A 15,860-nucleotide genomic window follows, 5' to 3' on the forward strand; every position below is an offset into this window, starting at 1 on the left:
AGTGCTTCAGAGGCTTGGCGGATGCTTTTCCGCCCGAGGAGGGGCCCTGCCGTACAGCAACCGACCAAGCCCCAATAGACTGCTGTCGTAGTGTGTGATTGCACGCGGTGCTGTTGAGCAACCTACAGCAAAGAACGTGGCGCGTTCAGCCGCCGCCCGCCAGCAACCGCGCCGCCGCCGCCCTCGCCTCCTCGGTGATCGAGGCGCCGGCGAGCATGCGGGCGATTTCTTCGGTGCGGGCTTCGTCGTCCATGCGCGCGACGCGGGTGGCGATCATTTCGGCCTTCTGCGCCGATGGACCTTTGGAGATCAGCAGATGCGTTGCGGCGCGCGCCGCAACCTGCGGGGCATGGGTGACGGAAAGCACCTGGACGGTTTTCGAAAGCCGCTTCAGCCGCTGGCCGATGGCATCCGCCACTGCACCTCCGACGCCGGTGTCGATTTCGTCGAAGACGAGCGTCGGCGCCGAGCCGCGATCGGCAAGCGCCACCTTCAGCGCCAGGAGGAAGCGAGAAAGCTCGCCGCCCGAGGCGACCTTCATGATCGGTCCCGGCCGCGTGCCGGGGTTCGTCTGCACATGGAACTCGATGATGTCGATGCCCTCGGCCGAGGGTGAATTGGGGTCCGTGGCGACCTCGACCATGAAGCGGGCGCGCTCGAGCTTCAGCGCCGGCAGTTCTGCCATCACCGCTGCCGAGAGCGCGCTGGCCGTATTGTGACGCTTTTCCGATAGCGACCGGGCCGCGGCATCGAAGGCCGCCCTCGCCTCGGCCAACTGCTTTTCGAGCTGCTTCAGCTTCTCCTCGCCGGCGTCGAGATCGGCGAGATCGGCGATCATCCGGACGGCAAGCGCCCGCAGTTCGGTGACCGGAACCGAATATTTGCGGCTGGCGGCACGCAGGGCGAAGAGCCGCTCCTCGACGCGCTCCAATTCCTTCGGATCGAACTCAGTGTTGCGCAGCGCCCGCTCGACCGCCATCTGCGCGTCGGAAAGCTGGTTCAGCGCCCCGTCCAGAAGCTCGACCGTCTCTTCCAGCAGGCCCGGCGCCTCGTGGCTCTTGCGCTCGAGCCGTCGCACCAGCGAGGCGATTAGCGGCACCGGCGACGCATTGCCGTTCAGGAATTCGGACGCTTCGCTGATGTCGCCGGCGATCCGCTCGACCTTCATCATGCGCGCCCGGCTTTCGGCGAGTTCCTCTTCCTGGCCGTCCCGGGGCGCCAGTGCCTCGAGTTCCTCGACGGAGGAGCGCAGATAATCCGCCTCGCGCGCTGCCGCCTCGACGCGCTCGCGGTGCTTCTTCAGCCCCCGCTCGGCGTCCCGCCAGCCGCGATAGAGCGCGCCCACCTCTTCCGCCGCCTCGGTGGTGCCGCCGAAGGCGTCGAGCAGCGCGCGGTGCGCGTCGATGTCGACAAGCGCCCGATCATCGTGCTGGCCGTGTATTTCGACGAGCACCTGGCCGGCCTGGCGCATCAGCTGCACGCTTACCGGCTGGTCGTTGATATAGGCCTTGGTACGGCCGTCCGCCGACTGCACCCGGCGGAAGATCAGGTCGCCGTCGTCGTCGATGCCGTTTTCGTGCAGCAGAAGCCGCGCCGCATGGCCGGGCGGCACGTCGAAGACGGCAGTCACCTGCCCCTTGTCCTCGCCGTGGCGCACCAGCGAACCATCGCCGCGGCCGCCGAGCGCCAGCGACAAGCTGTCGAGAAGGATGGATTTGCCCGCGCCGGTTTCGCCGGTCAGCACCGAGAGCCCCGCGTCGAAGCTGAGGTCAAGCCGTTCGATCAGGACGATATCGCGGATCGAGAGCTGGGCGAGCATCCGGTGTCATATCTTCGTTGGAGCGCCGAGGTTATCAGGCGCCGATGAGTTTCTTGCCCGCGCGCGCGATCCAGGACGTGCCGCTTTCGCGCGGTTCGAGACCGCCCGACTGCAGCAGCTTGTAGGAATCGGCGTACCACTGGCTGTCCGGGTAGTTATGCCCGAGAACCGCCGCCGCCGTCTGTGCCTCCGCGGTCACGCCCATGGAGAAATAGGCCTCGACGAGACGCGCCAGCGCTTCCTCGACCTGGTTTGTGTTCGGATATTGCTCGACGACGACGCGGAAACGGGAAATCGCGGCAAGATATTCCTTACGCTCGAGGTAATAGCGCCCGACCTGCATCTCCTTGCCGGCGAGCTGGTCGCGGGCAAAGCGGATTTTTGCCTGCGCGTCATCGACGTATTCCGAATCGGGATATTTGTCGACGACCACCTGCATCGCATCGATCGCCTTCTGGGCAGGCTTCTGGTCCTGCGTCACCGAGGGGATCTGCTTCGTATAGGCGAGGCCCTGGATATATTGCGCATAGGCCGCGTCTTCGGACTGCGGATAGAGATTGAGGTACCGGCTCGTGGAGTTGATCGCGTCCTGGTACTGGCCGTTGCGGTAGGCGACGAAGGCATTCATCACCAGTGCCTTGCGGGCATATTCGGAGAACGGATGCTGCCGGTCGATCGCCTCGAACTTGCGTCCCGCTTCCGTCGTCTTGCCGGCATTCAAATTGGCGAGGCCCTGATTGTAGAGCACTTCCGGCGGATCAGTCTCCGCGGTCAGCTTGGTGATGTCGATATCCGGATCGTTCTGGCAGGCGGTGATCAGGCTCGAGCCGGCGACTGCCGCAAGGACGACGGCGACGACGCGCGCTGATTTTCTCATGTCAACAGAAACTGCAAGGACCATCGGATATTCCCGTTTCACTTACACCGCCGCGCGTCTTATCACACGCGCAAAGGTCGCTGTAGCACTCTAGATTGCTGCATGTCTTTGCTCCTTAGCTCGAGCTCGATTTAAGGAGACATGCAGTAGCGGTTGGCATCCGCCAGACTTGCGCGTTTTAGAGCAAGTTGCCTCAAGACCGCAACGTCATGAGCGGCGATTCATGCAAATTTGTGACATTCGTCGGATATCCGCGCGATGTTCTTCATTTTTCCACCGCATTTCGCCGCGCTTTACTCTAGCCACCATGAAAAACGCCGGCCTTTCGGCCGGCTACTGGAGAAAAATGAACTGTGTTTCTTTATGCCGACCAGGGCGCAGAACCCGGAGCGGCAACCGCGACCAATTCGCGGGAGCGCGTGCGCTGGCGCTGGGATGCGGTTTCCACGACCTCATAGGCGGTCGGGTCGCTCAGGAGGGCTTTCAGCGCATTGGCGTTCATCTTGTGGCCGCCGCGATAGGAACGATAGCAGCCGAGGAACGGTGCGCCGGCGAGCGAAAGGTCGCCCACCGCGTCGAGCGCCTTGTGGCGGACGAACTCGTCCGCGTAACGAAGGCCCTCGACATTGACGATCGTGTCGTCGTCCGAAATCACCACCGAGTTTTCGAGCGACGAGCCCAGCGCAAAGCCGGCAGCCCACAGCCGCTCGACGTCGCGCATGAAGCCGAAGGTCCGCGCCCGCGACAGTTCCCGCTTGAAGACGGCCGGCGTCATGTCGCCCTTCCAGGACTGACGGCCGATCAGCGGGCAATCGAAATCGATCTCGACTTCGAAGCGCATGCCGTCATAGGGAGTGAACTCCGACCAGGAAGCGCCCGATTCGATGCGAACCGGCTTGAGAATACGGATATAGCGGCGCTTCACCGCAAGCGCGCGGATCCCCGTCTGCTCGATGGCGTCGATGAAAGGCTCCGAACTGCCGTCCATGATCGGCATTTCCGCGCCATTGACTTCGATCAGCAGATTGTCGAGGCCAAGCGCATAGATCGCCGCCATGACATGCTCGATGGTGGCGATCGATGTTGCTGGCGAAAGTCCGAGCACGGTGCAAAGATCGGTATTGCCGACCTGCGACGAAACGGCTCTGAACTCGCTCACCCGTCCGCCGGCGAGAACCCGCTGGAAGACGATGCCGGCATCCGCCTCAGCCGGATGGAAGGTGATTTCCACCTCGGCGCCGGAGTGAACGCCAATTCCCTTGAGGGTTATCGGGCTTGCGATCGTCGTCTGAAACCCGAGCAGTTCGATTCCCATTCTCTCGTCACTTTCAATCAATTAGGCCGGACAATTGGCCGGAGCCAAACTCTTGCGGCACGCGGGCGACTTTCAGCACAGACCTACCAGTCGTGACCCGACGGCTGTCAGCCGAAGCCACGTTTGAACTGACAGCGTTCGATCGAATCGCGTGCGTCCCTATCCGATGCTGAAAATAAGAGTTCTGAGGCACCATTCCAAATCACTGTTCGTTTCGCTTTGTTACGCAATTCATATGCGTGCAATCGAACGAACAACCCATTGAAAATGCCTGACAAAGTGAAAATGCCCGGGCTTTCGCCCGGGCACCGGCAAGGTGAAGGAACGCGTTGGAAATCAGTTAGATTGACGGCGCAGGAACGCCGGAATCTCGAGTTGATCGTCCTCGTGCGAGCGCATCTGCGGCGTGGCGCGGCCCTGATCGTCGAGCTGGCCGCGACGCGGAGCATAAAGGCTCGCCTCCGGCGACAGCGGGCGGCGCTGCTGGGAAGCGGCGCTCGGCGCTGCCGAGGTCATATCGGACGAGACATTCTGGCTCTCGCGCTCACGCAGTCCGAGCGAGCTGGTGATCCGGTTGAGGAGGCCCATCGGACCACGCTCTTCCTGAAGCGCCGCAGTGGGTTGTGCGCGATGGTCGATCTCGGCCTTCACGACGGGCGGAAAGTCCTCGACCTTCGGCATACGCACCGGCTCGGCATGCTGGCGGACGACCGGCGCCGGCTCCTGGCGGACCGGCTGCGGTTGCACCTGCGGCTGAACCTGAGCCTGGATCGGCGCTTCGACGGGCCGCGGCATCGGCTGCGGCGCGCGGGCTACAGGAGCGGCTTCCACCGGAGCGGCGCCGGCAAAGAGCTTGCTCTGCGGGCGAAAGGCCTCTTCCTGGACCTGCGGAGCCGGTGCAGCGACCTGTGCCCGGGTTGCAATGTCGAGTTCACGCTCCATTTCGGCCTCGCGGATCGCAAGTGCGATCTGATCGACCTGCTGAACCGGCTGTTGGACCGGCTGCGGCGCGATCTGCTGGACCGGCTGTTGCTGAACCGGCTGCTGCAGGACGGGCTGCTGCGGGGCGGGAACGGCGGCCGACGGGCGGACGATCGGCTTCGGCGCTACCGGACGAAAGTCGGCGGAGCGGCCGGGCACCTCTGCGGCTCCACGGTCGATACCGGTTGCGACCACCGAAACCCGGATCAGGCCTTCGAGGTCTTCGTCGAAGGTGGCGCCGAGAATGATGTTGGCGTCCGGATCCACTTCCTCGCGGATGCGCGTTGCCGCCTCGTCCACCTCGAAGAGGGTGAGGTCGCGGCCGCCGGTGATCGAGATCAGCAGACCTTGCGCGCCCTTCATCGAAGTTTCGTCGAGCAGCGGGTTGGCGATCGCCGCTTCCGCAGCGGCCATGGCGCGGCCTTCGCCGGATGCCTCGCCGGTTCCCATCATGGCGCGGCCCATTTCGCGCATCACCGAGCGGACGTCGGCGAAGTCGAGGTTGATGAGGCCTTCCTTGACCATGAGGTCGGTGATGCAGGCAACGCCCGAATAGAGAACCTGGTCGGCCATGGCGAAGGCGTCCGCGAAGGTCGTCTTGTCGTTGGCGATCCGGAAGAGATTCTGGTTCGGGATGACGATCAGCGTGTCGACCGACTTCTGCAGATCGGCAATGCCCTGATCGGCGATGCGCATGCGGCGCCCGCCTTCGAAGTGGAAGGGCTTGGTGACGACGCCGACGGTCAGGATGCCCTTGTTGCGAGCGGCCTGGGCCACGATCGGGGCAGCGCCCGTGCCGGTGCCGCCGCCCATGCCGGCGGTCACGAAGCACATATGCGTGCCCTGCAGGTGATCGATGATTTCATCGATGCACTCTTCCGCAGCGGCGCGGCCGACTTCCGGCTGCGAGCCGGCGCCGAGACCCTCGGTGACGGCGACACCCATCTGGATGATCCGTTCGGCCTTGGTCATGGTGAGCGCCTGCGCGTCCGTGTTGGCGACGACGAAATCGACGCCCTGCAGGCCCGCGGTGATCATGTTGTTGACGGCGTTGCCGCCGCCGCCGCCGACGCCGAAGACCGTGATGCGGGGCTTCAGCTCGGTAATGTCCGGCTTTTGCAAGTTGATGGCCATAGTACCGTTCCTTCTCTTTTTCTGGCCGCCTTGCCGAGCCGGCCAAATCCTTAAAACTCAAAACCCGTCTTGCCCGGCGCCAGACCCGCGCCGGTGAAACTCAGAAACTCTCTTTCAACCACTGGCCCATGCGGGCGATCCGGCTGTTGCCGCCGCCGAAGGAGAACATGCCGCCCTGGCTGGCATGCGTCTCGAGATCGGCGACCTGCGGATAGATCATCAGCCCGACGGCCGTGGAGAATGCGGGGCCCTTGGCGGCCGCCGGCAGGCCGGAGACGCCGAGCGGCCGGCCGATGCGGACGTTGCGCGCCAGGATCCGCCGCGCTGCTTCCGGCAGGCCGGTCAACTGGCTGGCGCCGCCGGTCAGCACGATCCGCTTGCCGACGATCGGGCTGAAGCCGGAGCGCTGGATGCGATCACGGATGAGTTCAAGCGTTTCCTCGATGCGGGCCCGGACTATGCGCGAGACAAGCGCGCGCGGCACATGGGTCGGCTGGTCACGGTCGTCCTCGCCGATCGGCGGAACCGAGACGATGTCGCGCTCGTCGGCGCTGTTCGGAAGCGCCGAACCGTGCACGACTTTCAGACGCTCCGCATCCTCGATTCGCGTCGAAAGCCCGCGCGCCAGATCGGTCGTCACATGATGGCCGCCGAGGCTGACGGCATCCGAATGCACCAGCTTGCCTTCGGCGAAGACGGAGATCGTCGTCGTGCCGCCACCCATATCGATCGCCGCACAGCCGAGCTCGACCTCGTCGTCGACGAGCGCGGCGAGACCGCTGGCATAGGGCGTAGCGACGATGCCTTCGACCGACAAATGGGCGCGATTGACGCAAAGCTCGAGATTCTTCAGCGCCGCCCGTTCGACGGTCAGCACATGCATGTCGACGCCGAGGACGTCGCCGAACATCGCCAACGGGTCGCGGATGCCGCGCTCTCCATCGAGCGAGAAGCCGGTCGGCAGCGAATGCAGGATGGCCCGGTCGCTCCTGAGCGACTGCTGGCCGGCAGCGGCAAGCACCTTCTTGAGGTCGTTCGCGTCGACTTCCTGGCCGCCGAGATCGATTGTCGCCGTATAGACGTCGCTCTGCAGCCGGCCGGCCGACACGTTGACGATCAGGCTGTCGATCGTCAGCCCGGCCATCCGCTCGGCGGCGTCGACGGCGAGCCGCACGACGCTTTCCGCCGCGTCCAGGTCGGCGATCACCCCATTCTTGACGCCGCGCGACTTCTGGTGGCCGATACCGATGATCTCGATATTGTGGGTGCGGCCCGGCAGGATCTGGCTCTCGGCGCGCGGCGTCAGCCGGCCGATCATGCAGACGACCTTGGTCGAACCGATGTCGAGCACCGAAACGACATGCGACCGCTTCGAGGAAAGCGGCTTCAGGCGCGGCAGACCGAAACTGGCGGAACCGAATAGACTCATATCCGCTTCTCCTGGGCCTTCAGCATCTTCTCCCTCGCCTTCAGCGCCACTTCGCGGCGCGCAACCGCTTCCGGTGTGAGTTGTACGGTCGTGCGGTCCTCAAGCCTCAGATCGACGGCAGCGATATCGCGCTCCAGAAGCTGATGACCTTCTTCCATCTCGGCCAGAACCCGCATCGCCCGGGCGACATCCTTCTCTGGAAGCTTGACGACGATGCCGTTGTCGAGGCGCAAGTCCCAGCGCCGTCCGGCGACCCGCACGAAAGCCTTGACGCGCGAGCGGAACTCCGGCCAGCGGGAAAACTCGTCGTAGAAGGCAGCGGCCGCCGTCTCGGCATCGCGCCCGACGAAGAGCGGCAGCTCGGCAAACTTGTTGTCGCGCAAAGGCGCGATCACGCTGCCGCTGCGCTCGATGAGCGACAGATCCGAACCGTGCTGCCAAATGCCGAAGGCCTGGCGCTCCTTCAGGTTCACCTCGATGGTTGCCGGATAGATCTTGCGCACGGTCACGCTCTCCACCCAGGGCAACTCGCCGATCAGGCGGCGTGCCTCGCCGATATCGAGCGCGACCAAAGACGTCGTCCCGTCGAGACCGAGCTGCTGGAGAATATCGATCTCGGAGGTCTGCTCGTTGCCGGAGACCCGGACGTCTTCGATGGCAAAGCCGGCAGCCGTCGTCGAGGCCTGTGCGAAGTTCTGCGTGTGGCCGCCGAGGGACATGCCGTAGAGGCCGGTCGCCAGAAGGAAAGCGGCGGCGGAGATGGTGCCGGTATGGGCGGGAAAGCGGACGCGGCCTGCGCCGAGGCTGACCAGGAAGCGGACGCCCTTGCGCAGCGGCCGCGGCAATACGAAAGCATCATCACCCTCGGCGGCGACGCCGAGCGAGTGACGAACCCTTCTGCCCCTTTTGCCCCTCAACGCAAGCACGATGCGTCCTCCACCATCCACTTTAGAAACTCACCAAACTGAAGGCCCGCATGCTGCGCCATTTCGGGAACCAGGGAGGTCGGGGTCATGCCGGGCTGCGTGTTGATCTCCAGCCAGATCAACTCGCCCTCGCCATCTCCACGATCATCGAAACGGAAGTCGGATCGGCTGACGCCGCGGCAACCGATCGCCTGATGCGCCTTCACCGCCAAGGATTGTATTTTTTGGTAAATATTTGGTGAAATCTGCGCCGGAATAACGTGCCTCGAACCACCTTTTACGTATTTCGAATCATAGTCGTAGAAGGCATGCCCCTGCGGGATGATCTCGGTAACGCCGAGCGCCACGTCGCCCATAACGCCGCAGGTGAGTTCGCGTCCGGCAATATAGCGCTCAACCATCACGCGGTCGCCGTAGCGCCATTCGCTGGAGGTAATGACCTGCGGCGGATGCGACTGGTCTTCCTTGACGATGACCACGCCGAAGCTCGACCCTTCCCGGACCGGCTTCACCACATAGGGCGGCTTCATCGGATGGACGCTGCCGAAGTCGCGCCGGTCCATGATCAGGGCGTCGGCAACCGGAATTCCGGCGGCCTTAGCGACGTGCTTCGCCTGCGCCTTGTCCATGGCGAGCGCCGAGGCAAGCACGCCCGAATGGGTATAGGGAATCTCGAGATATTCCAGAATGCCCTGGATGGTCCCGTCTTCGCCGAAGGGTCCATGCAAGGCGTTGAAGACGACGTCGGGACGCAAATCGGCGAGCACGGCGGCGACCTCACGCCCGACATCGACGCGGGTGACGCGGTAACCCTCGGCCTCCAAGGCATCCGCGCAAGCCGCCCCGGAAGACAGGCTCACCGGCCTCTCCGAGGAAAATCCGCCCATCAGGACAGCAACATGCCTGCCGCTCATTCAGACCCCCAAACAGTACGCCACTATCGCAAAGCTTGCTTGCGTCTGGCTGTTTCCATCAGCCCCGAGTCGCGAGATCTCCGCGTCGGGCCACTACAACGACATTATGGTTAATGAATCGTTTACTTTGGTTAACTCTTCTTGCGGCGACCGCAGACGCCGCGGGCCAGAATCGACCATACACAGGGCTTCCACGCTGAATCGGCGCTTTGTAAGGCGGGCGCGAGAAATGGTCCGCAAGTCCGGCGAGCCTTGTGTCGAAGGTTCGAGAAACAAGAAAAAAGCCGCGGCGGTTTCCCGTCGCGGCTCGTGTTCATTCCGTTCTTCTCGTCTCAGGCCGTGGCGCGGCCGAGGAATTCCTTGATCTCGTAGCCCGGCATGAAATTGCCGATCCGCTTGATCTCCCATTCGAGCTTGATACCGGAATTCTCCATCACTTGCGCCCTCACGGTCTCGCCGAGATATTCGAGCTCGTAGCCGCTCGCCTGACCCGTATTGATCATGAAGTTGCAGTGGAGCGGCGACATCTGGGCGCCGCCGATCATCATGCCGCGGCCACCGGCCTCGTCGATCAGCTTCCAGGCCGAATGGCCTTCCGGGTTCTTGAAGGTGGAGCCGCCGGTCTTCTCGCGAATCGGCTGCACCGTCTCGCGATGCTGGCGGACCGCATCCATGTCGTGGCGGATCTTCGCCTTGTCCTCCGGAAAGCCTTCGAAGATCGCATGCGTGAAGATCAGATCCTTGGCGGCGGCAGCATACCGATAGGCATAGCCCATGTCAGCATTGCTCAAGACGTGCCTGTCGCCCTTGCGGTCGACCGCGTGGACCTCGACGACGCGCTCCCGCGTTTCGCCGCCATTGGCGCCGGCATTCATCCTCAGCGCCCCGCCGATCGAGCCCGGAATGCCGTAGTAGAAGTAGAAGCCGCCGATGCCGTGGTCGAGCGCCATGGCCGCGATGTTCTTGTCCGGGCAGATCGCCCCCGCCTTGATGCGGTTCTCGCCGACGATCTCCAGATCGCCGAAGCCCTTGGCGGAGAGGCGAATGACCACGCCCGGGATGCCTCCGTCGCGCACCAGCAGGTTCGAGCCGACGCCGATCACCATCACCGGCACTTCCTGTGGCACGAGCTTCAGGAAGGCGACGAGATCGTCGGTGTCGTGCGGCTGGAACATGAGCTCGGCAAGCCCGCCGGCGCGAAACCAGGTCACCCGGTCCATCGGGGCATCGGGCGTGAGGCGGCCGCGGATTGCACTGACGCCGCTTCCGAGCGCGTCCAGGAGTTTCTGACCGTTAACCTGCTTCATGCTTCAACTTCCTGAAATTTCCGCGAGTTCCTTGGGAAGCGCCGCGGCCCAATAGGTGATGCTGCCAGCCCCCAAGAGAACCACAAAGTCGCCCGGCTGCGCAATCTTCGAGACGACCGGGGCGAGCGCTTCCGGGCCGGCGAGGTAGCGGGCATCGCGATGGCCGGCGGCCTTGATGCTGTTGACGAGCGCTTCGGAATTCACGCCGTCGATCGCGTCCTCGCCTGCCGCATAGACCGGCGCGATCAGGATAGTATCCGCATCGTTGAAGCAGGCGGAGAAATCCTCGAACAGGCTCGACAGGCGCGAATAGCGGTGCGGCTGGTGAACGGCGACGATCCGCCCCTGGCAGGCCTCGCGCGCCGCTCTCAGGACAGCCTTGATCTCGACCGGATGGTGGCCGTAATCGTCGAAAATGTGCGCGCCGTTCCATTCGCCGGTGAGCGTGAAGCGGCGCTTCACGCCGCCGAAGGAGGCGAGTCCCTTGGCGATCGCCTCCGGCGCAATGCCGAGACGCTGCGCGACGGCGACTGCGGCCGTGGCGTTCGAAACGTTGTGCCGGCCGGGCATCGGCAGGCGCAGGTCGTTGAGCTTTATCACCTGGCCGGTGCGGCGCCGGCGAATCTCGACATCAAAGACAGAGGTCGCGCCGTCCATGCGGATATTGTGGTAGCGCACGTCGGCCTGCGGATTCTCGCCATAGGTCACGACCTTGCGGTCCTCGATCTTGCCGACCATGGACTGGACTTCCGGATGATCGAGGCAGAGAACGCCGAACCCATAGAAGGGCACGTTTTCGACGAACTGGCGGAAGGCCGCGCGCACGGCGTCGAAATTGCCGTAATGATCGAGGTGCTCCGGGTCTATGTTGGTGACGATGGCTATATCGGCCGGGAGCTTGAGGAAGGTGCCGTCGGATTCGTCCGCCTCGACGACCATCCACTCGCCGGCGCCCATGCGGGCATTGGTGCCATAGGCATTGATGATGCCGCCGTTGATGACCGTCGGATCGAGGCCGCCGGCGTCGAGCAGCGCCGCCACCATCGACGTCGTCGTCGTCTTGCCGTGCGTGCCGCCGATGGCGATCGCATTGCGGAAGCGCATCAGTTCGGCCAGCATCTCGGCGCGGCGTACCACCGGAAGGAATTTTTCGCGCGCTGCAATCAGTTCGGGATTGTCCTTCTTGATCGCCGTCGAGACGACCACCACCTCGGCGTCGCCGAGATTTTCGGCCTTGTGGCCGACCGAGATCTTGATGCCCTTTTCGCGCAGGCGCTGCACATTGGCGCTGTCCGACTGGTCGGAGCCCTGGACCCGGTGACCAAGATTGTGCAGCACCTCGGCGATGCCGCTCATGCCGATGCCGCCGATCCCAATGAAATGTACGAGGCCGATCGTCTTCGGCATTTTCATGAGCGTGCTTCCTTGAACTTGGCGACTGTCGAGCCGCTGGCAATAGCCTCTACCAGGGATGCAAGCAAGCGCGCGGCATCCGGTTTGCCGGTTTCGCGAGCGTTCGCCGCCATCTGCGCCAGCGCTTCGGGGGTGTTCATGGCGTCGGCAAGAATGCCGGCGAGCCGTTCGGCGCTGAGCTCCGCCTGGGCGATGACACGGGCCCCGCCCTTGTCGGCAAGTGCTGCGGCATTCGCCGCCTGGTCGTGATCGAGCGCGTAAGGATAGGGAACGAGGATGGCCGGGCGGCCGATCACAGAGACCTCGGATACCGTCGAGGCCCCGGAGCGGCAGATAACCAGATGCGCCGAAGCGATGCGGGCGGCCATGTCGTTGAAGAAGGGCGAGACCTCGGCCGGTATCCCAAGCTTGTCGTAAGCGGCAATGACGCCTTCCCTGTCTTCCGGCCGCGCCTGCTGCGTCACCTTGAGCCGCTGGCGCTGAGCGTCGTCGAGACGGCAAACGGCCTGCGGCACTGCCTTCGAGAAGAATTGTGCGCCCTGGCTGCCGCCGAAGACGACGAGATGGAACGGGCCGCCGTCCGGCGCCCGATAGGGTACGCCGGCCGCCTCCAATACGGCAGGGCGGACCGGATTTCCGGTCGCCACGGTCTTTGCCGCGAAGCTTCCGGCGCTCTCGGGAAGAAAGCCGCCGGCAATTGCTTGCACCCGCGAAGCCAGCATCCTGTTGGCCCGCCCCATCACTGCATTCTGCTCGTGAATGAGCGACGGAACCCCCATGCCGGTGGCAGCGAGGAGCGGCGGCACCGTGGGGTAGCCGCCAAAGCCGATCACCGCCCTGGGCCTGTAGCGGGCAATCAGGCGACGCGCGGCGCGCAGGCCGGTCCAAAGTTTCCAGACCGATTGCGCCAGCTTGACTGGGTTCTTCGACCCGATCGTGGCGGAGGGCACGACATGCACCTCGTCGGCCGGGAACTTTCCGGCATAGCGCTCGGCACGGCTATCGGTTACGAGATGAACCGCATAGCCGGACGCCTTCAGTTCGTGCGCAAGCGCCTCGGCGGGAAAGAGGTGTCCGCCGGTCCCTCCGGCGGCAAGAAAAATGATGCCCTTGTCCATGTCTTACTCCGCCGGCACGCCGACGCCGGATCGAAAGAGGCTGCGCTCGACCGCACGTTTCTCCGGCCGATGACGGGTGAGTGCCAGGACGAAGCCGGCGGTCACGCAGATCGCCACCATCGACGAGCCGCCATAGGAAATCAGCGGCAGGGTCATGCCCTTGGCCGGCAGCAATTCGAGGTTCACGCCGATGTTGATCATCGACTGAATGCCGATCTGCAGCACCAGGCCAGCGACGGCAAAGCGGTTGAAATCGTTGCGCTCCCGGAAGGCGTGATTAAGGCCGCGCATGACCAGGAAGGCGAAGATCAGCACGATCACCATGCAGAAGACGATGCCGAACTCTTCTGCGGCCACCGAGAAGACGAAGTCGGTGTGGCTATCGGGAATGATGCGCTTGACGATGCCCTCGCCCGGGCCGCGGCCGAACCAGTCGCCGCGGATGATGGCGTCGCGCGCCGTATCCACCTGGAACGTGTCACCCTCGCCGGTCATGAAGCGGTCGATACGTCCGGCGACGTGCGGCAGCATCGTATAGGCGACGAAGAAGCCGCCCGCGGCCGCCCCGGCCAGCACGATGATCCAGAGCCAAGGCATACCGGCCATGAAGAACATGCCGCCCCATACCGCGGCGGTAAGGATGGTCTGGCCGAGGTCCGGCTGGGCGACGAGCAACGCGCCGACGATGCCGAAGAGCAGGATCGACAGCAGGTTGCCGGGGATCTCCGGCTGCTTGGCGTGCTCGGCGAATAGCCAGGCGCAGACGACGACGAAGGCAGGTTTCATGAACTCGGACGGCTGGATCGAAATGCCGGCGATCGAGATCCAGCGGAGCGACCCCTTGACCTCCTCGCCGACGAAGAGAACGAGAACCATCATGCCGAGCGATGCGGCGAGCAGGATGATCGCCGCGCGCCTGACTTGCCGCGGCGACAGAAAGGATATGCCCACCATCACCACGAGCGACGGCAGGAGGAAGACCGCGTGACGCTTGACGAAGTGGAAGCTGTCGAGCCCGAGCCGCTCGGCGACCGGCGGGCTTGCGGCGAAGGAAAGCATGAAGCCGACGCCCATCAGGAGGATGAAGGTCGCCAGGAAGAACCTGTCTATCGTCCAGAACCAGTCGGCCACAGGGCCACGTTCGGCTCGGCTTACCATCTGTCTGTCCCCTTTTCCGGCGCACTATACGCCAACTTCCGAATCCCGCTCCGCCGCGCGTCCAGGACTCACGCATCAGATGAGCATGGTCACGCCTTCGAGGGCCGCCACATGGCCGACGAAGGCATCGCCCCGCACTTCGAAATTCTTGTACTGGTCGAAACTTGCGCAAGCCGGGGAAAGCATCACCGCGGCAGGACCCTGGCGATCCCGCGCCGCATCCGCCGCCGCGTGCGCGACCGCCTTTTCCAAGGTGCCGGAAATCTCGTAGGGCACCGCCTCACCGAGCGTAGCCGCGAAGGCGGGCGCCGCCTCGCCGATCAGATAGGCCTTGACGATCTTCGGAAAGAACGGCGTCAGCGAGGCGATGCCGCCTTCCTTTGGCAGGCCGCCGGCAATCCAATAGATCCGCTCGTAGCTCGAAAGCGCGGGGGCAGCCGCATCGGCATTGGTCGCCTTGCTGTCATTGACGAAGACGATCTCGTCCTTTTTGGCGACCGGCTGCATTCGGTGCTTGAGGCCCGGAAAACTCTTGAGCCCGTTGATGATCTCATCTTCGCTGACGCCGACGGCAAGGCAGGCGGCAACGGCCGCCGCCGCATTCTGGGCATTGTGCCCGCCTCTCAGCGTCTGGATGCCGGCGAGATCGCTAAAGAGCGACGACGATCCGCCCTCGGCCCGCATGAGCGACGATCCCTCGGCATAGATCCCGTCCGCCAGCACATGACGGCGCGAGATGCGCACGACCCTGGTTCCCGCCCGCTCCACGCGGTTCCCGATCAGGCTGGAGAAGCTGTCGTCGACGCCGACGACGGCGGTACCGCTTCCCGCCACCAAGCGTTCCTTGATGTCGGCATAGTGCTGCATCGTACCGTGCCGGTCCAAATGGTCCGGCGTCAGGTTGAGGAGAATGCCGGCCGTGGGGTCGAGCGTCGGCGCCAGGTCGATCTGGTAGGACGAGCATTCGACCACATAGAAACGACCCGCTTTCGGCGGATCGAGCGTCAGCACGGCCGTGCCGATGTTGCCGCCGAGTTGCGTGTCCCGCCCGCTGGTCTTGAGGATGTGGGCGATCAGCGCCGTCGTCGTCGATTTGCCGTTCGTACCTGTGATGGCAATGAAGGGGCATTCGGGGGCATGGGCGCGGCGCTCGCGCACGAAAAGCTCGACATCGCCGATGATCTCGACGCCGGCCTGATGCGCAAGATCGACCGCCCAATGCGGCTTCGGGTGAGTGAGCGGCACGCCGGGCGAGAGGACGAAGGCTGCAAAGGCAGTCCAGTCGACGTGGCGCAAGTCCGCCGTCGCGAGGCCAGCGGCGTCGGCCTTCGCGACGCTCTCCGGATTGTCGTCCCAGGCGGTGACCACCGCCCCGCCCGCAACCAGCGCCTCAGCCGTCGCCAGACCCGAACCGCCGAGGCCGAAGAGTGCGACCTTCCTTCCCTTGAATGTGGTGACCGGTATCATCT

At 64.2% G+C, this 15,860-nt stretch carries 12 protein-coding genes; all 12 read right to left on the bottom strand.

The genetic code is table 11. The annotated features are described in order from the left end of the window. Positions 1–145: 145 nt before the first annotated feature. Positions 146–1,819, bottom strand: coding sequence for a DNA repair protein RecN (gene recN, locus NXT3_RS12275; protein ID WP_104839414.1), 1,674 nt, complete (start codon positions 1,817–1,819; stop codon positions 146–148). A 34-nt stretch (positions 1,820–1,853) separates the two neighbouring features. Further along, positions 1,854–2,720, bottom strand: a complete 867-nt coding sequence (locus tag NXT3_RS12280; protein ID WP_037415497.1) for an outer membrane protein assembly factor BamD — start codon at positions 2,718–2,720, stop codon at positions 1,854–1,856. 337 nt (positions 2,721–3,057) lie between these two features. Beyond that, positions 3,058–4,011: a UDP-3-O-acyl-N-acetylglucosamine deacetylase gene (gene lpxC, locus NXT3_RS12285; protein ID WP_104839415.1), complete on the bottom strand. Its 954-nt coding sequence runs from the start codon at positions 4,009–4,011 to the stop codon at positions 3,058–3,060. Positions 4,012–4,347: 336 nt separating this feature from the next. After that, positions 4,348–6,126, bottom strand: coding sequence for a cell division protein FtsZ (ftsZ, locus tag NXT3_RS12290; protein ID WP_104839416.1), 1,779 nt, complete (start codon positions 6,124–6,126; stop codon positions 4,348–4,350). Between the two features lie 100 nt (positions 6,127–6,226). Further along, the gene (gene ftsA / locus NXT3_RS12295) at positions 6,227–7,555 is read right to left on the bottom strand and encodes a cell division protein FtsA (protein ID WP_095677976.1); all 1,329 of its coding nucleotides are present in this window, start codon (positions 7,553–7,555) and stop codon (positions 6,227–6,229) included. Beyond that, positions 7,552–8,481, bottom strand: a complete 930-nt coding sequence (ftsQ, locus tag NXT3_RS12300; RefSeq protein ID WP_104839417.1) for a cell division protein FtsQ — start codon at positions 8,479–8,481, stop codon at positions 7,552–7,554. Before ftsQ ends, ftsA begins: the two co-directional genes overlap by 4 nt. Continuing rightward, the gene (locus tag NXT3_RS12305; RefSeq protein WP_037415485.1) at positions 8,469–9,395 is read right to left on the bottom strand and encodes a D-alanine--D-alanine ligase; all 927 of its coding nucleotides are present in this window, start codon (positions 9,393–9,395) and stop codon (positions 8,469–8,471) included. The genes ftsQ and NXT3_RS12305 overlap by 13 nt, the downstream gene beginning before the upstream one ends. 332 nt (positions 9,396–9,727) lie before the next feature. Next, the gene (gene murB, locus NXT3_RS12315) at positions 9,728–10,702 is read right to left on the bottom strand and encodes a UDP-N-acetylmuramate dehydrogenase (protein ID WP_097525333.1); all 975 of its coding nucleotides are present in this window, start codon (positions 10,700–10,702) and stop codon (positions 9,728–9,730) included. Between the two features lie 3 nt (positions 10,703–10,705). Continuing rightward, entirely contained in the window at positions 10,706–12,115 is a 1,410-nt protein-coding gene (gene murC / locus NXT3_RS12320) for a UDP-N-acetylmuramate--L-alanine ligase (protein WP_097525332.1), read from the bottom strand. Continuing rightward, entirely contained in the window at positions 12,112–13,233 is a 1,122-nt protein-coding gene (gene murG / locus NXT3_RS12325; protein WP_104839418.1) for an undecaprenyldiphospho-muramoylpentapeptide beta-N-acetylglucosaminyltransferase, read from the bottom strand. Before murG ends, murC begins: the two co-directional genes overlap by 4 nt. A 3-nt stretch (positions 13,234–13,236) precedes the next feature. Next, the gene (gene ftsW, locus NXT3_RS12330; RefSeq protein WP_037415461.1) at positions 13,237–14,391 is read right to left on the bottom strand and encodes a putative lipid II flippase FtsW; all 1,155 of its coding nucleotides are present in this window, start codon (positions 14,389–14,391) and stop codon (positions 13,237–13,239) included. Positions 14,392–14,466: 75 nt separating this feature from the next. Then, positions 14,467–15,858: a UDP-N-acetylmuramoyl-L-alanine--D-glutamate ligase gene (gene murD, locus NXT3_RS12335; protein WP_104839419.1), complete on the bottom strand. Its 1,392-nt coding sequence runs from the start codon at positions 15,856–15,858 to the stop codon at positions 14,467–14,469. Positions 15,859–15,860: the final 2 nt, after the last annotated feature.

Origin of the sequence: Sinorhizobium fredii, from assembly GCF_002944405.1 — a bacterium.
GTDB lineage: Bacteria > Pseudomonadota > Alphaproteobacteria > Rhizobiales > Rhizobiaceae > Sinorhizobium > Sinorhizobium fredii_C.